The following is a 22,335-nucleotide window of genomic DNA, read 5'->3' on the forward strand; positions in this document are numbered from 1 at the left end:
ACCGGCACGCCACGTTCTTCGAGATGATGGGCAACTTCTCCTTCGGCGACTACTTCAAGGCCGACGCCATCGCCTACGCCTGGGAACTCCTTACCGCGCTGCCGCTGCCGGCGCGACGGCAGCGGCAGGACGTGGTGTCAATACGCACAACTGCCACTGGGGCAGTGACCCCCGGGCCCGGCAGGCTTGTCCGCAGACGCACGACAGGTGCACACCATTCACTGGACTCGCGCGGAACCCCGCGCCACTCGAGGAGGATCCGAGAATGAAGTCGAACACCCGACGCCTGGGCCGGGTCGCCGCGCTGACCGCCGCTGTCGGAACCGCCGTCGTCTTCACCGCCGGGCCGGCCTCCGCCGCCGGCGGGTACTGGAGCGTTCAGTGCGACTACGGCAGGGCGTGCATCGCCCTCGCCAAGGGCGGGCCGACCCCGGTCTGGAACCTGGACGGCTGCGGCGTACACCCGATCCACGACTACTACCGGCTGGGCCAGGCCCACGGCAACACGTTCGTCGTTCACTACGAGAACCTCCTGACGGACACCGTCTTCGCGTGGCAGACCCGGGGGCTGGACCGGAACACCCTGGTCACGTCCGTGGACGTGCAGTGCTGAGGTAGGACGGTCTCCAACCGCCGGGCGGCGGGTCGGCACACGGCGGATCGGCACACGGCGGGGCGCCCGCCGGCGCCCTCGACCCGCTGCCCGTCCTCGGCTGTTCGGCCCGGCGGCCCGGCGGCCCGGCGGACCGCCCCGTCACGGACGGGCTTCGGCACTGCCGGGGGCCGGTGCAGTCGGCTCAGCGGGCCGCGGGAACGAGGTGGTCGAGGCCCTGCGCACTGCCCGTCGCGGCCTCGATCGAGCGCGGCAGCATGACGCGCTCGTAGGCGCGGACGGCGTCGCCGACGCCGGATTCGGCGACGAGGGCGTGGGCGAGGTCGGCGCCGTCGAGCATCGCGAGGTTGGCGCCCAGCCCGACCGGGGGCATCAGGTGCGCGGCATCGCCGAGCAGCGTCACGCCGGGCACGTGCGCCCAGGCGTGCGGGGCGGGCAGCACGTGCAGGGGCCGGTTGACGAAGCCGTGGTCGCTGTCGCACAGGATCCGCAGCAGGTTCTCGTCCCAGCCGTCGAACATCTTCAACACGTGCTCCCGCACGGCCCGTCGGTCGCCGAGGTCGAGTCCGGCGGCCCTGTGCCAGTCCTGCGGCTCGCGCAGCGCGAGGTAGCCGCGGATGTGACCGTTGCTGTTGCGCTGGGCGACCAGGGTCCGGCCGACGCCCTTCGCCAGCAGCGATCCGTTGCCGACCAGCCGGGCGAGTTCGGGGTGGCGGGTGTCGCACCGGTCGAAGCCGGTCTCCACGAAGGTGACACCGGTGTAGCGGGGTACGGCGGGCGACAGGGCCGGGCGGACCCGTGACCAGGCACCGTCGGCACCGACCACCAGGTCGAACTCCTCGGCCGTACCGTCACCCAGGAGCAGCCGGCAGGTGCCGTCCGCCAGCGGGGTGACCCCGGTGACGGCACGGCCCCACCGCACCGTTCCCGGGGCGAGCGACTCCAGCAGCAGGCCGCGCAGTTGGCCGCGGTCGATCTCCGGACGGCCGCCGCCCGCGGTCGGCCCTCGCCGCGTGAGGAGCGCACCGGTGGCGTGGTCGAGCACCCGCCATTCGTCGCCCTCGGGGCGGGCGAGGGCATGGAACCGGTCGAGCAGGCCCGCCGACCGCAGGGCGGCCTGTCCGGTGTCGGCGTGCAGGTCGAGGGAGCCGCCCTGCGGGCGGGCGTCGGCGCCGGCTTCGCGTTCGAACACCGTGACGGCTCGGCCGTGTTGCCGCAGGACCCGGGCGCAGGTCAAGCCGCCGAGACCGGCGCCGACGATCGCGATGCGAGGGGCACGGGCAGAGGGCATGGCTGTGTCCTTCCGGTGGTGGGTGGGGCGCCGGGCGGCCCGGCACCACCAAGAAAGCACACTCACTACATAAGTGCAATGACTACACTTTCACAGTCGATGCACTTCGGGCTATGGTGGTCGAGTGACCGAAGCGATGGGGCGCCGCGAGCGCAAGAAGGCCCAGACCCGCCAGTCCCTGGCCGACGCCGCACTCGAACTCTTCCTCGAACGCGGCTACGACCAGGTCGGCGTCAAGGACGTCGCCGAGGCCGCGGACGTCTCGGTGACGACCCTGTTCAAGCACTTCACCGGCAAGGAGGCACTGGTCTTCGACCAGGACGACGACCTGGAGGCGGCCCTCGTCGCGGCCGTGCGCGAGCGGCCCCCGGGCCGATCGATCCCGCAGGCGCTGCGCGAGCACCTGCTGCTGCACCAGACCCGCTTCGCCGTCCACGCCGCCGACCCGCGGTTCGCCGACTTCACCCGCATGGTGCAGGAGACCCCCGCACTGCGCGACTACTCCCAACGGATGTGGACCCGCCATGAAGCGGCCCTGGCACGGGCCATCGCGGAGGCCGTGGGCGCGCCCGGGGACGACGTCGGCTGCGCCGCCCTGGCCCGGTTCGCGCTGGCTGCCCGCGGCCTGATCCTGCAGCACCCCGATCCGCGCCGGGCCGCCGACGAGGCCTTCAGCCTGCTCGAACACGGCTGGGCGGCCTCCCACCCGGGCGACTGACCCGATCCGCGTCGACGGTCACCGGGCACTCGCCGCCGGGCGGACGACGAACTCGTCGACGCCGACCTGACCGGGAGCAGATCTGAAATTTTTATTGCGCAACTTTTCTTTCAGATCTATCGTCGACGCATGCCAGAGAAGCCCCGGTCCGACCGGATCACCGATCTGTCCCGTCTGAAGGCGTTCACCAACCCGCTGCGGATGCAGCTCTACCGGCTGCTCTACGTCGCCGGCAGCGCGACCGCCTCCCAGCTCGCCGAACAGGTCGACCAGGCGCCGTCCCTGGTCAGCTACCACCTGCGCAAGCTCGCCGAGCAGGGCTTCGTGACCGAGGCGCGCGCCGGGAGCAGCGATGGCCGGGAGCGCTGGTGGCAGGTCGCGTCCGAGGAGGGCTGGGGCTTCCGCGAGTCCGACCTCGCCGGCACGCCCGAGGGCGCGGCCACCGTCAACGCGGTGACCAAGGGCCTGGTCGACTTCCGCGCCGCCCAGTACCGCGCCTACCTCGACCAGAGCGCCGCCTGGGGCAAGGAGTGGACCGACGCGGCGTTCAGCTCCGAGTGGCTGCTCGACCTCACGGCGGCCGAACTCGCCGAGATGGAGGAGGAGTTGCAGGCCCTTGCCCGGCGCTGGCGGGAACGCGGCAAGGCCGCGGGCGCGGCCGGGGACACCGCCGGCCGCGAGCACGTGTCCGTCCACCTGTACGGGTTCCCCTTCCGCCCCTGACACCGGCACCGCCGTGTCCCGATCACCGGAGACCCCGATGGCCCTCGCGGAACCGACCCACCGCCCCGCCGACGCCGCACCACCCGCCCACCGCGACGGCAACGTGCTGCGTTGGCTCACCGCGTACACCGCCTCGCTGATCGGCGACAGCGTCTACTTCGCCGCACTCGGCTGGTCCGCCCAGCGGTCGGCCGGCCCCGCCGAGCTCGGCCTGGTCATGGCCGCCGGCGCCGCCCCGCGCGCCCTGCTCATGCTCGGCGGCGGCGTCCTGGCCGACCGCATCGACCCGCGCCGGGTGATCCTGGGCAGCGACGCCGTGCGCTGTCTGCTCATCCTCTCGGTGGCCGCCGCCATCGCGCTCACCACGCCCGCGCTCTGGCTGCTGCTCGCGGTGGCGCTCGTCTTCGGCGCCGTGGACGCCCTGTTCGTCCCCGCCGTCGGCGCCCTCCCGCCCCGGATCACCGCCGCCGACCAGTTGGCCCGGGTCACCGGACTGCGCTCACTGGCGATGCGGCTCGGCCAGATCGCCGGGCCCCCGCTCGGCGGCCTGGCCATGGGCCTGGGCGGCCCGGCCGCCGCCTTCGCCGTCGCGGGCCTGCTCTTCGCGCTCTCCCTGCCGCTCCTGCTCTCCGTCCGGATCCGCCCGCTCGACGCCCGCTCCGACGGCACGCCCACGGACGGCACCGCCACGGACGGCACCGCCGCGCACGGCATACCCACGCACGGCATACCCACGGACGGCACACCCGCGGACGGCGCCAAGCCCCGGCGCGGCACACCGCGGACCGAACTCCTCGACGGGCTGCGCTACATCCGCCGCCACCCGCTGATCGGCCCGCTGGTCGCGGCCGGAGCCGTCTGCGAGCTCGGCCTCACCGGCACCCTCAACGTCGGCATGGTGCTGCTCAACGCCGAACGCGGCTGGGGCCCGTCCGGCTACGGCTGGATCGTCGGCTGCTTCGGCGCCGGGGCGGCCGCGAGCGCCGCGCTGCTCGCCGTCGCCGGGCGGCTGCCCCGGGCCGGCCTGACCATGGCGGGCACCCTGCTGGTGGGCAGTGTCGGCGCGGCGGCCCTGGCGCTGGTCCCGCAGCTGTGGACCGCCGCCGTCATCGCCGCCCTGGTCGGCCTGAGCGCGGGGGTCTTCGGCAGCCTGGACAGCGCGCTGATCCAGACCGCCGCCGACCCCGCCTACCTGGGCCGGGTCACCTCCGTCACGATGCTCACCATGGTCGGCCTCGCCCCGCTCAGCTACCCGCTGGTCGGCGCCGCCGTCGGCTTCTGGGGCGTCGCCCCGGTCTTCGTCGGCTGCGGCGTCCTCTCCTGCCTGGGCGCCGCCCTCGCCCTCGCCTCCCCCGCCGTCCGCCGCGCGGAACTCCCCCGCGCCGCGTCCCGCCGACCGTCCGCCCGGTAACCGGCTACCAGGTGACGGGGAGCGCCTCGACTCCGTAGACCGTCGAACCCTCGCGGAAGCGCAGCTCCGACCCGGGGACGGCGAGCCGCAGGCCGGGGAAGCGCCGCAGCAGGGCCGGCAGCGCCACCTTCAGCTCCAGCCGGGCCAGTTGCTGCCCGAGGCACTGGTGGACACCGAAACCGAAGGACAGCTGGGCGACCGGCCGGCGGCGCACGTCGAGGTCGTCCGGACGCTCGGGGACGAGCTCGGGGTCGCGGTTCGCCGTCAGCGGGGAGAGCAGGACGTGCTCGCCCTCGGCGATCCGGTGGCCGTTGACCTCGACGTCGGCCACGGCCGTGCGCAACAGCGGTGCGGGGATGGCGAGATGGCGCAGCAGCTCCTCCACGGCGGTACCGGTGACCTCGGGGTCGTCGCGCAGGGCGGCCAGTTGCTCCGGGTGGCGGAGCAGGGCCAGCACGCTCAGGGCGAGCATGGTCGCGGTGGTCTCGTGTCCCCCGACCAGGAGGGTGGTGCCGAAGCCGACGAGCTCCTCGTCGGTGAGCTCCGCACCGTGCCGCCGCACCACCTCGCCCAGGACACCGTTCCCGGGAGCGGCCCGGTTGCGGGCGACGATGTCCGCCATCGCCGCGTTCAACTCCTGTGAGGCAGCGACCAGTTGCCCGGCGTCCGCAGTCCCGTCCATGATCACCTGGGAGCAGCGCTGGAACATCGCCCGGGTCCCGTACGGGACGTCGAGCAGTTCGCAGATCGCCAGCGAGGGGATGGGCAGGGCGAAGTCCTCGACCAGGTCGACGACCGGCCCCCGCCCCGCCATGGCGTCGAGGTGCTCGGCGACGATGGTCTCGATCGCGGGCCGCAGCCGCTCGACCTGACGGACGGTGAAGCTGCCGGTGAGCATCCGGCGCAGGCGGGTGTGCTCCGGGCCGCTGTAGGCGGGCAGGAAGCCCGGGTGGTTGAACAGGGTGCGCGGCAGCGACGGGTCGATGCCGTCGCCCGTCACCAGGCGTTCCTCCGCGAAGGCGGCCCTGACGTCGCCGTACCGGGTGATGACGACGGCTTCGATGGCGCCGCGCACCGGGTGGTGCACGGGCAGCCTCGGCAGTCCGTCCTCCTCGCGCATCCGGCGGAGGTCCGGCGACGGGTCGAACGGGCAGCGCCCGTCACGTTCGGAGGCGACGAAGGACGCCGAGCGGCGGTCGGGCATGGTGCGGGCTCCTCAACACATCAGGGAAGGCGCGGGCCGGGCAGTGCGCGGGCAGGGCTCGGGACGGCGGGCGGGCCTACCCGTGGTACCGGGTGGAGGCGTGGTGCCAGTCGTAGGCGCCGCGGATGGTGGTCTGCAGCACCTCCGTGCAGTAGCGCCGGAGCAGGTCACGCTCGGCCGGGTCGAGGTGGGCCGTCGCCGTGCCGTCGAGCAGGGCCCGCTGGGCGCCGGTGAACAGCTCCAGGGCCTCGCCGCGGCGGCGCACGGCCCGGTCGACGGCTTCCGCGCGGGTGAGCCCGTGTTCCCGTTCCAGGCAGAGCACCAGGTTGTTCTGCTCGCCCTGGGCGGCGTCCTTCTCCAGGGAGACGATGTCGTTGTCGCAGATGATGAACGTCTTCGTCATCTCGCGCAGGACGGACAGGTGCGGCAGCGCGTACAGGTGGTCCGGCAGGACGCACGAGGAGAGCCGCTCGGCGAGGTCGACGACCGGGGCCACCCCGATGGTGTGGCGCCGCACCCGCAGGTAGCTGCTCAGCGGCAGGGGCGCGCCGGACTGCCGGCTGCGCGCCTCGTGGACGTGGTGGTCGAGGTAGGAGGACCAGTGGGCCGCCGACCGCCGGATCCAGTCCGCGGGCATGCCGTGGCAGCTGCGCCGCCGCATGTCGGCGAAGGCGGCGGCCAGCGGCAGCGGGGAGGCCTCGCCGGTGACGCCCTCCCGGACGAGTCCGACGAGGTGGCGGACCCGCTCGGGCGAGCCGCCCCACTGCTCGTCGAGCGCGTCGTCGAACAGGAAGTACCAGCTCTGCTGGTCGACGCCGAGGTCCAGTTCGCTCCCGGTCGCGTTCGGGTAGAACATGGCGGCGATCAGCGGGAACTGGCCCTTGAGGTGGTGGGCCCGCTCCGCGTCCGTGGCGAGGAAGCCGAAGGACTCCGGCCAGGCGAGGTGGCGGTCGTGGGCGGCCCGGAAGTCCGGGCTGATCCGGTGCGGGAAGGGGACGCCCTCGCGGTCCGGGGCCCGGGCCGGCGCCCCCTGCTCCAGGGTCGGGGACTCTGCCGTGACTGTCATGGTGTGGCGCACCTCCGGGAACGGGGTCGGTTCGGTCGGCCTCCGGGGCCGGGGCCGTCGGGTCGGGTCCGGAAGGAAACCGGTCCGGCCGGCCTCCGGGGCCGCCGACCGGGCCGGGGCCGGGGCCGGTTCAGGCCGCCGGCCAGGGGGAGACGCGCATGGGCAGCGCGTTGGGCCGGATCAGGGCGTGGACCACCGGCCGGACCCGGTGCCCGGCGGCGGGCCGCGGCCGCCACCGGGAGACGATCGAGCGCAGGACGACCAGCATCTCGGTCATCGCGAAGTGGTCCCCGATGCACCTGCGGTTGCCCAGGGCGAACGGGACGTAGGCGCCCGGTGGCAGGTCCCGCTCGGTGCGGTCGAGCCAGCGGTCCGGGTCGAACCGCATCGGGTCCGGGTAGTACGCCGGGTCCCGGTGCATCGTCAGCGCGCTGTAGATCAGTTCGGCCCCCTTCGGGAGGTCGACCCCGCGGACCCGCACCGGCTCCAGGGCCCGCCGCATCAGCAGCCAGCTGGGCTGGTGCAGGCGGAGCACCTCCCGCAGGAACCGGTCGGTGAAGGGAAGCGTCGCCGCGCCGGGCAGGGCGCCGGCGGGCAGGGCGTCGCACTCGGTCCTCATCCGCGCGGTGAGCTCCGGGCGCCGGCCGAGTTCGTGGAGCGCCCAGGCCAGGGTGGTGGACGTGGTCTCGGCGCCGGCCATGAGCAGGGACAGCAGTTCGTCCCGGGCTTCCAGGTCGGTCATCCCCTCGGGCTTGCCCGGGGTGCCGGCGAACATGATCGACAGCAGGTCGCCGCCGTTCCGCCCCTCGCTCCCGGCCTCCCGGGCCTGGCGCACCGCGGTGTCCGCGAGGTCGCGCAGCGCCTGGGCCGCGGCCAGGTACCCGCGGTGCCCCAGCGCGGGCGAGGAGGCGATCGGGGCGGGCAGCAGGGTTCCCACGAAGACCCCGCGCATCACCGTGGCCAGGTGTTCGGCGACGCGCTCCCCCAGCTCGGCGACGGCTGCGGCGCCGTCCGGGCGTTCGGTGCTGAACAGCGTCGCCACGAGCATGGCGGTCATCATCCGGCGCAGCACGAGGTCCATGGCGATCGTCTCGCCGGGGCGCCAGGAGGCCACCTGTTCCTCGGCGATGCCGGTCATCGTGCCGACGCACGCGGCGATGCTGTCCCGGTGGAAAGCCGGTTGGAGAGCGCGCCGTTGGCGGATGTGGAATTCCCGCTCGGAGGTGATGATGCCGTTGCCGATGAAAGGCCGTGCGACGTCGAACAGCAGTCCTTTGCCGAACTTCCGGCTCTGTGTCAGGAGAACGTCGTGGACGGCCTCCGGCGAGTTCAGGACGAACACCGGGCGATTCCCGAGGAATATCCTCACGATGTCGCCCCGCGTCCTGATCGACTGCAGGAACTCGACCCGCCTGACGGCCAGCTGCGGCAGGTGGCCGAGCAGTGGAACGCGCCCCGGCGCGACGGGTGCCGCCACGGGAGCGGTGGTGGAACGCACAGCCCCGCACCTCCCTGAAGTCTCGGATCGAAGATCCGTCCGGCGTTGGAACGCTCACTCGCTCGCGGTGCACGGTGATCATTGTCCGAGGCGTCCGGAGAGGTCAAGAGAGCGGCCGAAAATGCGCCGCCGGGGCACTTTTGAGCCGAACGACGCGAATTCCCCCACCTCCCGGCACGTTCCAGGCCACCCGTACCGGATTGGACCGGGACTCCGCACCGCCGGGCGGTTAGCCTCGGCCGCACCGCACAGTCGATCGACGGAGAAACCCCATGCACCCCGAACTCGCCGCAGATCTGGGCCAGTTGCCCGAAATCCTGGCGGAGGCCCGAGAGCACGCGCTCGGCTTTCTGGACACCCTCGACGAGCGACCGGTGTTCGAACCGACGGAGCCGCCCGCGAGCGCGCCGCTGACCGAGGAGGGCGGAGGGACCCGGGCCGCGTTGGCCGAGTTCGCGCGGCGCTGGGAGCCGCGGCTGTCCGCGAGCGCCGGACCGCGCTACTTCGGGTTCGTGACCGGCGGGGCGACTCCGGCGGCGCTCGCGGGCGACTGGCTGACCTCGGCCGTGGACCAGAACTCCAACTCCTCGCTGGACCCGGCCGGCCAGCAGCTGGAGCGGGAGACGGTCGGCTGGCTGCGCGAGCTGTTCGGCCTCTCGGCGGCGCACCACGGCACCTTCGTGAGCGGCGCGACGATGTCGAACACGGTGGGGCTGGCGATCGCCCGCGAGTGGCTGGGCGAGCGGCTCGGCGTGGACGTCGCCGAGGACGGGGTCGGCGCGCTGGGGCCGGTCCGGGTGCTGTCGGGCAGTGCCCACTCCAGCACCGCCAAGGCACTGTCCATGCTGGGCCTGGGCCGCACCGCGCTGCGGTCCGTGCCCGTCCTGCCGGGGCGGGAGGCGGTGGACGTGGCCGCGCTGGAGCGGGCGCTGGCCGGGGCCCCGGGCCCGTGCGTGGTGGTGGCCAACGCCGGGACGGTCAACACCGTCGACTTCGACGACCTGCGCGCGATCGCCGCGCTGCGCGAGCGGTACGCCTTCTGGCTGCACGTGGACGCCGCGTTCGGCGCCTTCGCCGCGCTGTCTCCGGAGCACGCGGAGCTGGTCGCGGGGCTGGACCTCGCCGACTCGGTCTGCGTCGACCTGCACAAGTGGCTCAACGTTCCGTACGACAGCGCCGCGCAGTTCACCCGCCGCCCCGACCTCCAGACCCGGGTCTTCCGGAACGCCGCCGCCTACCTCGGGCGTCCCCCGACCGGCGGCCAGGGGCACCCCCAGGGCGGGCAGCCGGACCTGGTCCACCTCACGCCCGAGAACTCCCACCGGCTGCGCGCCCTCGCCGCCTGGTTCACCCTGCGGGCGTACGGCCGCTCCGGACACCGGGAGATCGTGGAGCGCTGCGTCGCCGGAGCCCGGGCGCTGGGCGCGGAGGTGGCCCGGATCGACGGCCTGGAGCTGCTCGCGCCGGTGCGGCTGAACGTGGTCTGCTTCTCGCTGGCGGCGGATCCGACCACGGAGCGGCTGGCCGCGCTCGCCGCCGAGCTGGCCGACGAGGCCTTCCTGACCCCCACCCGGTACGCCGGAAAGCCCGCCCTGCGCGCGGCGTTCAGCAACTGGCGCACGACCGGGGAGGACGTCCGGCGCACGGCCCGGGCACTGGACCGGGCCGTGCGGAAGCTGACGGCCTGATCACCGGGCCCGGCCGCACGGGCCCGGCGACCAGTGGCCCGATGGTCCGGACGGGGGGCGGGAGCGGCCTCAGCCCCGCTTGCTGTGCCCCGTCCCGCCGTCGATCAGCTCGCGCAGGATGTCCATGTGCCCGGTGTGCCGGGCCGTCTCGGTGGCCATGTGGACCAGCACCCAGCGCAGCGAGACGGAGTTGCCCGACCAGGAGGTGCCGACGTCCTCCAGCGCGAGCTCCCGGATCGCCTCGTCGGCACCGGCCCGGGCCCGCGCGTAGAACGCCAGGATGTCCGCCGTCGACTCGTGCGGCTCCACCCGCATGTCGGACTCGGCGTCGGCGTCGATGTCGAACGGCAGCGGACCCGTCTCCCGGCCGAACGCCTCCCGGAACCAGCCGAGTTCGGCACCGCCGAGGTGCTTCACCATGCCCAGCAGGTTCGTCCCGGAGGGCGTCATCGGACGGCGCAGCTGCTCGTCGTCCAACCCCTCCAGCTTCCACAGCACGACGTCGCGGTGCCGGTCCAGCGCCGCATGAAGGATTTCCTTCTCCCCACCCGTGAAGGGCGCACGATTGCTCATGCGCGGGACCGTACCAGCCGCCACCGACAGTTCGGCGCCCGACCGCCACCGCCCCCAGGCCCCCGGGAGGGCCGCGCGCTCACGGGGTCGAGGAGCTCACGGGACGAGGAGCTCACGGGGTCACGGGTGCGCCCCGTCCCCGTACACGCCGCCCGCCCGGTCCGTCAGCCCGGCCATGAACTCCGCGTGCGCGAGGTTCATGAAGGACAGCGGGCGCCAGCGGGCGCGGTGGTCGGGGTGGTCCCGGAAGTTGCCCGCCGTCTCGCACAGCCGCTCCCACCAGATCATGGCATCCTGACGCATCCGCTGCGTCCAGCCGGGCTCGTCGTTGCGGCCCTCCAGCACCACCTCCTCCCAGGCGACCAGGATGTCGGAGAGGAAGACGCAGTCGTAGGCGGTGACCTGGGCGAGCCGCTCGGCGGCGAACCGGGCGCTGGTGCCCTCGGGTTGGGCCTCGACCAGCTCGCGCATCCGGGCGGCCAGGAAGGCCTGAAGCGGGGTGACGTCGTCGGTGTGGAGGTCGTCGGAGAACTCCAGCAGTTCCACCTGCTTGCGTCGGCGTGCCATCGGGCGGCGTCCTCTCGGTTCGGACGGTACCCGCACGCTGACGGACCGTCACGGTTCTCGCGACCGACTCTAACGGCTCGGACCGGACATCACGGCGGTTTTCCCGACCTCTCACCCCGGCCCACCGGCCCCTGCCGCCCCCCGGGGACCACCACGCCCGACCCGTGCGCCGGACCTCGCCCCCGACAGCGGCCCGAAGGATGATGATGTCCCCATGACCGCAACTCCTTTCGACCCGTACGCGCTGCTCGCGCAGAGCCGCCTCGGCGTCCTCGCCACCATCAAGGCGGACGGACGGCCGCAGCTCTCCCCCGTCATGCCGTTCTACGACCGGACGGCGAACGCCATCCTGATCTCCACCCGGGACGGGCTCGCCAAGACCGCCAACCTGCGCCGGGACCCCAGGGTCAGCCTGGAGGTGACCGGGCCCGACGGCCGCTCCTGGGCGACCGCCGAGGGCGTGGCCACCCTGACCGGGCCGTCCACCGACCCCGAGGGGCCGGAGGTCGAGGCGCTGGTGGACTACTACCGCCGCGCCGCCGGCGAGCACCCGGACTGGGCGGAGTACCGCGAGGTGATGGTCTCCGACCGCCGGGTGCTCCTCACCATCCCGGTCGACCACGTGTACGGCACCCACCTCTGACCGAACCGGCACCCGGCCGCCGCCCGCGGGGGTGGCGGCCGGGCCCTTCGCCCCCTGGGGGCCGTGGCGAACCACCCTCCGCCACCGGGCGGTTCAGCGCCGCGTCGCCGTGACCACGGTGGCGTCCAGGTCCTCCTCGCGGCTCTCCACCGCCGCCAGCCCGGCCGCCCCGGTCACCGCGAGGGCCATCGGCACCTGCCGCTCACTGGTCTCGAACAGCAGCGATCCGCCGGGCGCCAGCCACCGCGGCACCTCCGCGACCACCCGCCGCAGGACGTCCAGCCCGTCCGCCCCGCCGTCCAGCGCGGGCCTGGCCTCGTGGAGCCGCGCCTCGGGCGGCAGCAGTCCGAGGTCCCCGGTCGGCACGTACGGCACGTTGGCGATCAGCACGTCCACCCGGCCGGCCAACTCCGGCGGCACGGCGGTGAACAGATCGCCCTCGAAGACCCCCGCCGCGACGCCGGCCAGGTTGCGGCGGGCGCAGCGGACGGCGTCCGGATCGATGTCGGCCGCGTACAGCCGGACCGGGTGCGCGGCCGCGGCCGCCACCGCGGCGCCCAGCGCGCCGCTGCCGCAGCACAGGTCGAGCACCACCGTGCCCGGGGCGGTCAGCGCGGTGGCGGTGGCGACCAGGAACTCGCTGCGGCGGCGCGGCACGAAGACGCCCGGGTCGACGGCTATCCGCAGTCCGGCGAACTCGGCCCAGCCGACGACGTGTTCGAGCGGCCGCCCGTCGGCACGCGAGCGGACCATGGCGGCCAGGTCGGCGGGCGAGGCGGCGGCGGAGAGCAGGATCCGCGCCTCGTCCTCGGCGAACACGCACCCGGCGGCGCGCAGCCGGGAGACCACCGAGGAACGGAGGGAGGCGGAAGGGAAGACCGGCAAGAGAACCCCTTCGGGGGAGGACGGGAGGGCTGACGATTCCGTCAGGGCTCCCGCGAGGGCCGACGCCGTGTCGGCGCGCCCTCCACGCTACGCGCGCGGGGCGCCCGCACGGCCGCGCTCCGGGAGCACCCGATCGGACGTTCCGGTCACGGGTCTCACCTCCCTGAGTCACGGTCATACTCGGCGTCGGCCACCCTACCGCACCCGCGCGGCGGGAATGATCGGAATGATTCCGAAGAGCCCTCCGGCCACACCCGGCCAGCCCCACCACGTCCGGCCAGCCCCGCCATGTCCGTCACGTCCGCCACGCCTGCGGCAGGTTGTGGCGAGCCGCGAGCCAGCGGGACACGCCGCCTCCCGCTCGCTCATCCGAGCGATTCGATAGGTCCACTGACAGTACTTCAGCGATAACGGACCGTAGCGAACGAGCATATTAACGCCATGACGAGACTCTCCCGCGGGCCGTCACGGCTTCGCGCCCGAACGGCCCGCTTCATCGGCGCCGCGGCCACCCTGGGTCTGCTCGGCGCCGGCCTCACCGCCCCGCTCGCCCAGGCCCTCGCTCCCGCCCACCACCCCTCCGCACCGCTGCCGGAGCGGGTCCGGGCCACCGGCACGCCCCTGCTCCAGGAGACCTTCACCGGTGCCACCGCCGACCCGCGCTTCATCGGCGTCGGCTCCGCCTGCCTCACCGGCGCGGCCCCCGCGACGCCCGGGCCCGGCGACCACCCGCTCGGCGGCTGCCCCGCCGCCGAGACCGGCCCGGTGCCGCCGCTGAACAGCGCCCCGCTCGGCTACCTCCGGGTCACCGACGCGAGCAACGACCAGAGCGGCGCGGTGCTCTTCGACCAGGCCCTACCGGCCGGCAACGGCCTGGACGTGACCTTCGACCAGTGGCAGTACGGCAGCACCACGCCGAACACCCCGGCCGACGGCATCTCCTTCTTCCTGGTGAACGGCGACGTCTCGCTCACCCACCCCGGCGCCTTCGGCGGCAGCCTCGGCTACGCCCAGAAGCTGCCCGACGACAACCCGAACCTCGCCTTCCTTCCCGGCGTCGACCGCGGCTACCTCGGCGTCGGCCTCGACGTCCTCGGCAACTACTTCGGCGACTGGGAGCAGCGCGGCAACGGCTGCACCCAGCGCTCCCCCGCCGGCACGTCCTTCCGCATCCCCGCGCCCGGCTCCAACATGGTCACCGTCCGCGGCCCCGGTGACGGCACCACCGGCTACTGCTTCCTGACCGCCACCACCAGCAACTTCACCACCAACGGCCCGTGGCCCTCCACCCTGCCCGGCAAGCTCCAGGGCCCGCTCACCTCGCTGCCGCCCGGGGTCACCCCGGATCAGGCGCAGACCCTGCTGGAGCCCTCGCGCCGCCGGGTCAACGTCCACCTCACCCCCGCGCCCTCCCCGGTGCTGACGGTCTCCGTCGACTTCAACGACGGCACCGGTTCGCACCAGGTGCTGCAGACCCCCGCGCCGACTCCGGTGCCCTCGACCTACAAGTTCGGCTTCGCCGGGTCCACCGGCCTGTTCACCGACGTGCACCTGATCCGCAACGTGGTGATCTACACCGACCAGCCGCTGCCCGAGCTGAACCTCGTCAAGCAGGCGCACGAGCCGCTGCCCGGCCTGATCACGGTGGGCACCCCGATCCCGTACGACTTCGTCGTCACCAACTCCGGGAACGTGCCGATCAGCAACCTGGCCGTCAACGACCCCAAGGTCGGGCCGGTCAGCTGCCCCGTGGCCACCCTGGCCCCCGGTGAGACGGTGACGTGTACGGCGACGTACCTGGTCACCGCCGAGGACGCCGCCCAGGGGCACGTCGCCAACACGGCCCAGGCCACCGGGACGACCGACGGGGGCCCGGTCACCTCACCGCCGTCCTCGGAGAACGTGCCGGTGATCGCGCCCCCGGGGATCGCCATCGTCAAGCACGTCGACGCGGCCGAGCCGTTCCACGTCGGGGACACCGTGCCGTACACCTACAAGGTCACCAACACCGGCGGGACGGAGGTAACCAACCTCGCGGTGACGGACGACAAGGTCACCGGGATCACCTGCGACTCCACCACGCTGGCGCCGGCCGGCAGCCCCGGGGACAGCACCCAGTGCCACGGCAGCTACGTCGTCACGGCGGCCGACGCCCAGGCCGGGCAGGTCACCAACCACGCCCACGCCACCGGGGACTCGAACGGCCAGCCGGTCACCTCGCCGGAGGCCGACGCCACCGTCACGGTGGTCGGCCCGTCGTCGCTCGGCCTGACCAAGCAGGCCGACACCGCCGGGCCGGTGCACGTCGGGGACACCGTGCACTACACCTACACCGTCACCAACACCGGGTCGACGACGCTGCACGACCTGTTCGTCACCGACGACCACGCCCCCCAGGTGACCTGCGACCGGACCACCCTCGACCCCGGCCAGAGCGCCACCTGCCACGGCACCTACACCGTCACCGACGCCGACCTCCAGCTCGGCCACCTCACCAACACGGCCCAGGCGGCGGCCACCGGCCCGCAGGGGCAGGAGGTGGTGAGCCCGATCGCCCAGGTGACGCTGCCGGTGGCGGGCGTCGCGCGGCTGAGCCTCCAGAAGAAGGCGGACAGCGCCGGCCCCTTCCACGTCGGCGACACCGTCCACTACACCTACACCGTCACCAACACCGGGACGGCGGTCGTCGACAACCTCACCGTCAGCGACGACCACGTCCGGAACGTGACCTGCGACCGGACCACCCTCGGCCCCGGCCAGAGCGCCACCTGCCACGGCACCTACACCGTGACGGCGGCCGACGGGCAGGCGGGGCACGTCACCAACACCGCCCACGCCAACGGCACGGACCCGCAGGGGCAGCCCGTCCAGAGCCCGCCCGGCCAGGCCACCGTCGACGTGGTCACCCCCGTGTCCTCGCTGTCCATCACCAAGCGGGCCGACAGCGCCGGACCGTTCCACGCCGGTGACACCGTCCACTACACCTACACCGTCACCAACACCGGCAACACCACCCTGACCGACCTCACCGTCAGCGACGACCGCGTCCACGGCGTCACCTGCGACCAGAGCACCCTCGACCCGGGGCAGAGCGCCACCTGCCACGGCACCTACACCGTGACCACCGCGGACGCCCAGGCCGGACACGTCACCAACACCGCCCACGCCAACGCCGACGACCCCCAGGGACAACCCGTCCAGAGCCCGCCGGCCCAGGTCACCGTCGTTGTGGTCCCCGCCGGCGAGTCCTCGCTGTCCATCACCAAGCGGGCCGACGCCGAGGGCACCGTGTACCCGGGCGACACCGTCACCTACACGTACACGGTGACCAACACCGGCTCCACCACGCTGACCGACGTCGCCGTCAACGACGACCGGGTCCAGAACGTGACCTGCGAGCAGACCACCCTCGAACCGGGCGAGAGCACCACCTGCCAGGGCACCTACACGGTGACCGAGGAGGACGCCCAGGCGGGCAGCATCACCAACACCGCCCGGGCCACCGCGGTCGACCCGGAGGGCGGGACCGTGGAGAGCCCGCCGGTCGAGCTCTGCGTCGTCGTCGCGCCCTGCCCGCCGAAGGGGCACGACCACAAGGGCGGCGGGGGCCACGGCTGCCCCGGCCACCCGGGCCACCACCCGGCTCCACCGCAGGACGGCGCGAAGGGCGGGCTGCCGGAGGCCGGTGCGCCGGCCGCCGCCGTGGGCGCGAGCCTGGCCGGGGGCGGTCTGATGACCGTCGGCGGCCTGATGCTCCACCGGGCCCGCCGCCGGGCCGGCGCCGGGCGGCCCGTGGGGTAGCGGCCTCCGCGACTCCGCCGCGGGACGGCGTTCGGGCCGCCCCCGGTGCCTTCGGGTACCGGGGGCGGCCCGCCGTACGGGCGGGATTTCGTCCGACCGGCCGGACGGGCGACCAGCCGACCGGTCGGGGTGTCAGGCGGGCTGCGGGGCCAGGGGCCTGGTGCGGTAGCCGCCGGCCGTGCCCGGGGGCACCAGGCAGGGCAGCAGCCAGTCCCAGAGGGCGCCGACCCGGCGGGCCCGCTCCTCGGCGGGGCAGCCGTCGGCGAACACGACCTCCAGGCCGCAGGCGGCGGTCACCACCAGGGTCTCCGGGCCGAGGCTTCCCGCCCGGTCGCGCAGCTCCCCCGCCCGGCGGGCACCGGCCAACAGCTCGCGCACGACGCCCGCCCAGACGCTGTGGAAGCCGCGCGGGTCGGTGAAGGCCGGCTGCCTGGCGTCGGCCGCGGCCTTGCCCGGCGCGGCCGTCGCGGACCCGGCCGTCGCGGACCCGGCCGTCGCGGGCCCGAGCTGCCAGCCGGTGTCCTCGCGACCGAGACGGAAGGCCGCCCGGATCACCGGATCCGTCCCGAGCGCGGTGACCAGCCAGTGCCCCGCGTCGATCAGCCCCTGGAGCGGGGAGGAGGAGGCCCTCAGCTCCGCGCAGGCCGACCGCAGCGAGTGCTCGGCCTGCCCGGACACCGCTCTGGCCAGCTCCTCCTTGGAGGCGAAGTGGAAGTACAGCGCCCCCTTCGTCACCCCGGCGGCCGCGGCGATCTCGCCGAGGGTGGCCCCTGCGTAGCCGCGGCGGTCGAACAGTGCCGCCCCCGCCTCCACCAGCCGCCCGCGCGTCCGTTCCGACCTCTCCTGGACCACCTGTCCCACAACCCCTCACAACGACAAGCAGGTTACGACCAGACCACGGCCGCCCTGGTCGGGCACCACGGCCTCCGACGGCCGTCCGCGGCCGGTGCCGCCGAAGCGGCGCCGACCCGGACGGCCGACAGGTTCAGCCGACCCGGCTGAACCGCGCCGCCGCCTCCGGCCCGGCGGCCGCACCGGCGGGCTCTCGCTCCGCCGAACGGTCCGCCGCACGCTCCGGCGAGCGCTCCGGCGCGGCGAGCAGGATGGAGCGCTGGAGCCTCCGCAGCCCGATCGAGGGCTCCATGCCCAACTCCCGCACCAGGGTGTTCCGCAGGCGCTGGTACGCCTCCAGCGCCTCGCCCCGGCGGCCGGAGCGGTGCAGCGCGATCATGTACTGGCCGTGCAGGCTCTCGTGGGTGCGGTAGCGGTCGACCAGGACGGTGAGTTCGGCCAACAGCACCCGGTGCCGGCCCAGCCGCAGATCCGCCTCGATCCGCTGGTCCAGCGCGCAGAGCCTGGTCTCCTCCAACCGCTTGGCCTCGACGGCGAGTTGACCGCCGACCGGCACGTCGGCGAAGGCCGGACCGCGCCACAGCGCGAGCGCCTCACCGAGCAGCCGGGCCGCCGCCGGGTGGTCCTCGCCGTCCATCGCGCGGTAGCCGGTGCCGGCCAGCCGCTCGAACTCCCGCAGGTCCGTCAGCCCGCCGCCGCTGTTGAGCATGTAGCCGCCCGGCGAGGTCACCAGCACGTCCTTGGCACAGGACACCCCCCTCTCCGTACCGGCCGCGGCGAGCGCCCGGTCGATGAGGTCCCGCAGTTGGAGCACGTACGTCTGCACGGTGGTGCGCGCGCTGCGCGGCGGACGGCCGGACCACAGCTCGTCGGCCAGCACCCCGGCCGGCACCACCTGGTCCGCCCGTAACGCCAGCAGTCCCAGCACCTGCCGCGGCTTCGGTGCCGACGGCACCACCGACACCCCGCACACCCGGACGTCCAACGCCCCGAGCACCCGAATTTCCACGATGACCACCCCAATCACACGGAACGCCGCAGCCACCTCCGCCACGGCCGGCACCCGGGCCGACACCCTGGGTCAACTGGGACCAGTCAAAAACAGGACGAGCGGTTTGTCAATACAAAACCGAACGTGCTGTTTGTTTCTCCCGGGCGCCGCGCCTCGCTCACCCACGGCAGTGCCACCGCCACACCGAGCGACCGGGCCCGGGCAAACCAAAGGCGGCGCCGGACCCCGTGGTCCCGTCGCCGCCGGTTCGCCCGCGCCCCGCCCGGATTCCCGCAGGCAGGAGGGCCGGTGAGCCCCCGTCAGCCCACCCCGACCTCCGCCTCGGCGCGCACGGCGCCGGCTTCCCCGTCCCGGGCACCGTCCGGGTCACCGTCCGAGGAGCCGCCCTCCGCGGCCGCACGGGCGGCCGCCGCCTCGGCGACCACCTGACTCCCGCGGTTCGGCCCCATCTGCAGCGAACCGAGCACGCCCGGCACCGCGATGCTCGGCATCAGATGCTGGTACAGCGCGGACACCCGCAGCTCCAGGTCCGTCCGGTTGCAGAGCTTCTGGGACTGGATCTGCACCCCCGTCCACGCGGCGACGAGCAGCCACGCGGTGTCCGCCGGCACGACGTGCGGCAGCAGCTCGCCGCGCTCGCCGGCCTCCGTCAGCAGGGTCTCGAAGCGGCTGATCCAGCCGGGAATGGCACCGCCGCCGAGATCGTCGAAGAGGTCCTGCCCCAGCGACAGCCTGGCACCCGCGCTGAGCAGCGGATCGCGCGGCATCAGGTACGCCACCACCATCCCGGTGTCCACGAACTCCTGGAGCTTGCAGCTCCGTTCGGGAACTCCGTCCTGGACGAACTGCTCCTCCACCACGCCCTGCGCCAGATCGCGCTTCGAGGCGAAATGAAAATACACCGCACCGCGCGTCACCCCGGCCCGGGAGACCACCTCGCCGATGGTCGCGCCCTCGTACCCGAACTCGTCGAAGACCGAGGCCGCCGCCTCCAGGATCAGCCGACGTGTCCGGAGCGCCCGTTCCTGCCGTACCACCGAAACCACCCCGCCCTGAGCTCCCGGAAAACAAAACCAAACACCCCGTATCTTAGCTTCGCCCCACCCACCACCGACAAGACGATGCCGAGGAATCCCGCCAACCACTCCCCCTTCCCGCAGCCCGTCAGACCCCGCCGTCCCGTCGGTTGCCGCACGCCCCACCGGCCCTGCCCTGGTGCGCTGCCCGGCCGGACCGGCCCTTCACCCAGAAACCGAACGAACGGTTTCTTCCAGACGTTCGTCCTCGCACCTCCGCAGCTTCCCGCATACGTGACCTCCCGGACGGGCCGGTCGTTGCACCGTTTCCGCGGGATTCCTCGACGGAAACGGACCCGGATGGGCCTCGGGCCGGGCCGGGCACGGCGTGGCCGGCGGCGGGCGACGGGCGACGGGCGACGGCCCCCGGGAGCCGGACGCGCTCCTCGGCCCGGTGGCCGCCCGGGAGGGCAACGCCGCCCGGCCCGAGGGCGCGCGGCCTTGTAGCGACCGATACCGGCCGCTACGCTCGCTGTCATGAAGCAGCTGAACGTCCGACTGGACGACACCGTGCACGAGGCCCTGGAGCAGCGCGCGGAGGCCGCCGGAATGAGCCTGCCCGACTACGCGCGCAAGGTGCTGGCCGAGGAGGCGGACGAGCGGCGGGAGCGCTTCCTGACCGCCGCCGCGCACTTCGCCCAGGCCTGGGGTCCGGCCTTCGAGGAGGAGTTCGGGCCGTACCCCCTGAGCACCCGCGCCGCCGGGGCGGACGCCGCGTGATCCTCCGGATCGACCGGGCCTGGCTGCTCGACGTCGCCCACCAGTTCCTGCCGACCGACCCGGACGTCACCGACTACGGCACCCTCGCCGCCGCCGTCGCCCGGCACGCCGACACCGTGATGGAGGTCCCGGTGTACGGGGCCGCGCACCAGCGCGCGGCCGCCCTGATGCACCAGCTGATCCGCGTCCCCGCGCTGGAGTCCGCCAACGAGCACTTCGCCGCCGTGGTCGCCGCCTCCTACCTCAGCGCCTCCGGGGTCGTCGTCACCGCCGAGCCCAAGCAGGCCGTCGAACTGGCCTCCCGCATCCGGGCCGGCGCCGCCGACGTCCGGGAGACCGCGGCCGTGATCCGCACCTGGTACCGCTGAGCGCCCCGCCCCGCGGCTCCCGCGCTCCGGCCGCACCGCGCGGGAAGTCGGCCGACTCGGACAGCGACTGCGCGGGAAGTCGGCCGGTCCGACTTCCCGCGCGGTGCGGCCGAGGCGTAGCGCCCGCGACCACTTCGCCCCCGCAGGGTCAGTCCCCCGCGTCGCCGCCGGGGTCGTCGAGCGGCCAGGTTTCGCGGTCCCGGACGTGGTCGTAGGCCGGAAGCTCGGCGGCCAGGACGTCGAAGTGGAGCAGCGGAGCCCACAGGGCCCGGTCGCCGACGACGTAGAGGCGGCGTTTGGCCCGGCTGGCGGCCACGTTCAGGAGGTGCGGGGTCCCCGCCGCCCAGGCGCGGGCGCCGGGGCGTCCCGCGCCGAGCAGCAGGATCACGACGTCGGCCTCCTTGCCCTGGGCCTTGTGGACGGTGGCGCAGCGTTCGTCGAGGAGTTCGGCCGTCCAGCCGGGAAGCCTGCGGCAGGTCTCGCGGGCCTCGGCGACCAGGGCGCGGAACGGCGCGATGATCCGCAGGCGCTCGACGCCGACGCCGTGGCGGTCGAGCCGCCCCAGGAGGAAGGTGAGGGCCCGGCGGTCGCGTTCACCCCAGGGGGCGTCGGCGGGGCGCTCGGGGTCCGGGGTGTCGAGCCAGCGGCTCGGGAGGAGGCCCTCGTGCGCGGGGTCGGGGAAGGGCTGGGGGTGGGTGCCGTAGACCATCAGGCCCCCGTAGGCCACCTCGTTGCTGACGGTGAACATCGGCTCCTCGCAACGGCGGTGGACGCGCAGCGGTGAGCCGACCCAGACGGTGTCCTCCTCTCCTCCGGTGGGGGCGGGCAGGTAGGTGCCGTAGCGGTTGACGCGGTCGGCGACGGCCTGGGCGGAGGTCGCCGAGGGCAGCCACTCCTCGTCGACCCCGTGGGCGAGCAGGAGCCGGCGCTGCAGGGCGGTCGGCATGGTGACCACGGGTTCGAGCTGCAGCGGGTCACCGACGAGGACGGCCCGACGGGCGCGCCACAGGGCGCCGACCGCGGCCTGCGGGGTGGCCTGGCCCGCCTCGTCGACGAGGATCCAGCCGATGGAACCCCGGCCGAGGCGGGCAAACATGCTGCCGATGGAGGAGAAGGTGGTGGAGACCACCGGGACAAGGAGGAAGAGGGTCTGCCAGGCCTGCAGGACCTGCTCGTCGGGGACGGGCCCACCACCGCCCGCCATCAGCTCCACCAGGACCTGGAGGTTGCCGCGCACCCGCTTCGCGGTGTTGGCGACCAGGGCTCGGTGCAGGTCGAGGGCGCGCAGGAACAGGTCACTGCGGGCGGTGCTCCAGGCCTCGTCGGACCAGGGGGCGCCCAGTTCCTGCGCCTGGTCGGTGAGGTCCGGCCAGTCGAGCGGCAGGGAGGGGAGGCCGACGGCGGCCGCGCGCAGGCCCCGGTGGGCGGCGTCGAGTTCGGCGGTGGCGCGTTCCAGCTCGCGCCGGGCGGCCCAGGCCTCCTGCCCGGCCCGTTCGACCTCCGTACGGGCGGCGGACTCCGCGGCGCGGATGACGACACCGCGCTGACGCTGGCGATGACCTGCGCGTCCGCCTGGATGGAGGCCGCGCTCAGCGACCCCAACGGTGGTCGCAGGTGGGTGATCTA

At 74.0% G+C, this 22,335-nt stretch carries 21 protein-coding genes; 10 read left to right on the forward strand and 11 right to left on the reverse strand.

Translation table 11 applies throughout. The features are described 5' to 3' along the window. On the forward strand, positions 1–269 hold a 269-nt coding region (locus AB0E96_RS20740), incomplete at its 5' end, for an alanine--tRNA ligase-related protein (protein ID WP_359825668.1). After that, entirely contained in the window at positions 266–613 is a 348-nt protein-coding gene (locus tag AB0E96_RS20745) for a hypothetical protein (protein ID WP_359825669.1), read from the forward strand. The genes AB0E96_RS20740 and AB0E96_RS20745, both read left to right, overlap by 4 nt. Before the next feature lie 184 nt (positions 614–797). Here the strand turns inward: AB0E96_RS20745 and AB0E96_RS20750 are convergent, their stop codons facing one another. After that, positions 798–1,904, reverse strand: a complete 1,107-nt coding sequence (locus AB0E96_RS20750; RefSeq protein WP_359825671.1) for an NAD(P)/FAD-dependent oxidoreductase — start codon at positions 1,902–1,904, stop codon at positions 798–800. 136 nt (positions 1,905–2,040) lie between these two features. Between AB0E96_RS20750 and AB0E96_RS20755 the strand changes: the two genes are divergently transcribed. From AB0E96_RS20755 to AB0E96_RS20765, 3 genes are all read left to right on the forward strand, one after another. Continuing rightward, positions 2,041–2,622: a helix-turn-helix domain-containing protein gene (locus AB0E96_RS20755; RefSeq protein ID WP_359825707.1), complete on the forward strand. Its 582-nt coding sequence runs from the start codon at positions 2,041–2,043 to the stop codon at positions 2,620–2,622. A gap of 129 nt (positions 2,623–2,751) precedes the next feature. Continuing rightward, positions 2,752–3,345: a helix-turn-helix domain-containing protein gene (locus AB0E96_RS20760; RefSeq protein WP_359825673.1), complete on the forward strand. Its 594-nt coding sequence runs from the start codon at positions 2,752–2,754 to the stop codon at positions 3,343–3,345. A gap of 37 nt (positions 3,346–3,382) precedes the next feature. Next, positions 3,383–4,756, forward strand: coding sequence for an MFS transporter (locus AB0E96_RS20765; RefSeq protein ID WP_359825676.1), 1,374 nt, complete (start codon positions 3,383–3,385; stop codon positions 4,754–4,756). Positions 4,757–4,760: 4 nt separating this feature from the next. On the opposite strand, the gene AB0E96_RS20770 is transcribed toward AB0E96_RS20765, so the two are convergent. The 3 genes from AB0E96_RS20770 to AB0E96_RS20780 form a co-directional block, all read right to left on the reverse strand. Then, complete coding sequence (locus AB0E96_RS20770) at positions 4,761–5,960, reverse strand: cytochrome P450 (RefSeq protein WP_359825678.1); 1,200 nt, start codon at positions 5,958–5,960, stop codon at positions 4,761–4,763. Between the two features lie 76 nt (positions 5,961–6,036). Beyond that, complete coding sequence (locus AB0E96_RS20775; RefSeq protein ID WP_359825680.1) at positions 6,037–7,026, reverse strand: pentalenene synthase; 990 nt, start codon at positions 7,024–7,026, stop codon at positions 6,037–6,039. A gap of 130 nt (positions 7,027–7,156) precedes the next feature. Beyond that, on the reverse strand, positions 7,157–8,524 hold the full coding sequence (locus tag AB0E96_RS20780) for a cytochrome P450 (RefSeq protein WP_359825682.1): 1,368 nt from the start codon (positions 8,522–8,524) through the stop codon (positions 7,157–7,159). Positions 8,525–8,796: 272 nt separating this feature from the next. Between AB0E96_RS20780 and AB0E96_RS20785 the strand changes: the two genes are divergently transcribed. Further along, a complete protein-coding gene (locus AB0E96_RS20785; RefSeq protein ID WP_359825683.1) occupies positions 8,797–10,212 on the forward strand; it encodes a pyridoxal-dependent decarboxylase in 1,416 nt (471 codons plus the stop codon). Between the two features lie 69 nt (positions 10,213–10,281). Here AB0E96_RS20785 and AB0E96_RS20790 read toward each other — a convergent pair whose 3' ends face one another. Together AB0E96_RS20790 and AB0E96_RS20795 are read right to left on the reverse strand one after the other, a co-directional pair. Continuing rightward, the gene (locus AB0E96_RS20790; RefSeq protein WP_359825685.1) at positions 10,282–10,785 is read right to left on the reverse strand and encodes a DinB family protein; all 504 of its coding nucleotides are present in this window, start codon (positions 10,783–10,785) and stop codon (positions 10,282–10,284) included. Between the two features lie 120 nt (positions 10,786–10,905). Further along, positions 10,906–11,352 (reverse strand): hypothetical protein, encoded by a 447-nt coding sequence (locus AB0E96_RS20795; protein ID WP_359825688.1) that lies wholly within the window; start codon positions 11,350–11,352, stop codon positions 10,906–10,908. A gap of 214 nt (positions 11,353–11,566) precedes the next feature. Here AB0E96_RS20795 and AB0E96_RS20800 point away from each other — a divergent pair, with 214 nt between their 5' ends. Continuing rightward, entirely contained in the window at positions 11,567–11,995 is a 429-nt protein-coding gene (locus tag AB0E96_RS20800) for a PPOX class F420-dependent oxidoreductase (protein ID WP_359825690.1), read from the forward strand. Positions 11,996–12,088: 93 nt separating this feature from the next. On the opposite strand, the gene AB0E96_RS20805 is transcribed toward AB0E96_RS20800, so the two are convergent. Then, on the reverse strand, positions 12,089–12,880 hold the full coding sequence (locus tag AB0E96_RS20805) for a putative protein N(5)-glutamine methyltransferase (RefSeq protein ID WP_359825692.1): 792 nt from the start codon (positions 12,878–12,880) through the stop codon (positions 12,089–12,091). Between the two features lie 441 nt (positions 12,881–13,321). Here AB0E96_RS20805 and AB0E96_RS20810 point away from each other — a divergent pair, with 441 nt between their 5' ends. Beyond that, the gene (locus AB0E96_RS20810) at positions 13,322–16,681 is read left to right on the forward strand and encodes a hypothetical protein (protein ID WP_359825694.1); all 3,360 of its coding nucleotides are present in this window, start codon (positions 13,322–13,324) and stop codon (positions 16,679–16,681) included. 132 nt (positions 16,682–16,813) lie between these two features. Here AB0E96_RS20810 and AB0E96_RS20815 read toward each other — a convergent pair whose 3' ends face one another. The 3 genes from AB0E96_RS20815 to AB0E96_RS20825 form a co-directional block, all read right to left on the reverse strand. Next, positions 16,814–17,533, reverse strand: a complete 720-nt coding sequence (locus tag AB0E96_RS20815) for a helix-turn-helix domain-containing protein (protein ID WP_359825696.1) — start codon at positions 17,531–17,533, stop codon at positions 16,814–16,816. Positions 17,534–17,666: 133 nt separating this feature from the next. After that, the gene (locus tag AB0E96_RS20820; protein ID WP_359825698.1) at positions 17,667–18,542 is read right to left on the reverse strand and encodes an AfsR/SARP family transcriptional regulator; all 876 of its coding nucleotides are present in this window, start codon (positions 18,540–18,542) and stop codon (positions 17,667–17,669) included. Between the two features lie 302 nt (positions 18,543–18,844). Continuing rightward, positions 18,845–19,582, reverse strand: coding sequence for a ScbR family autoregulator-binding transcription factor (locus tag AB0E96_RS20825; RefSeq protein ID WP_359825700.1), 738 nt, complete (start codon positions 19,580–19,582; stop codon positions 18,845–18,847). A 516-nt stretch (positions 19,583–20,098) separates the two neighbouring features. On the opposite strand from AB0E96_RS20825, the gene AB0E96_RS20830 reads away from it, so the two are divergent. Both AB0E96_RS20830 and AB0E96_RS20835 read left to right on the forward strand, forming a co-directional pair. Next, positions 20,099–20,341, forward strand: coding sequence for a hypothetical protein (locus AB0E96_RS20830; RefSeq protein WP_359825703.1), 243 nt, complete (start codon positions 20,099–20,101; stop codon positions 20,339–20,341). Beyond that, complete coding sequence (locus tag AB0E96_RS20835; RefSeq protein WP_359825705.1) at positions 20,338–20,709, forward strand: fic family toxin-antitoxin system, toxin component; 372 nt, start codon at positions 20,338–20,340, stop codon at positions 20,707–20,709. Before AB0E96_RS20830 ends, AB0E96_RS20835 begins: the two co-directional genes overlap by 4 nt. A 148-nt stretch (positions 20,710–20,857) precedes the next feature. Here the strand turns inward: AB0E96_RS20835 and AB0E96_RS20840 are convergent, their stop codons facing one another. Continuing rightward, positions 20,858–21,913, reverse strand: a complete 1,056-nt coding sequence (locus AB0E96_RS20840; RefSeq protein WP_359825708.1) for a DEAD/DEAH box helicase — start codon at positions 21,911–21,913, stop codon at positions 20,858–20,860. Between the last annotated feature and the right edge of the window lie 422 nt (positions 21,914–22,335).

This window comes from Kitasatospora sp. NPDC036755 (assembly GCF_040636595.1).
In the GTDB taxonomy this organism is placed as follows: Bacteria; Actinomycetota; Actinomycetes; order Streptomycetales; family Streptomycetaceae; genus Kitasatospora.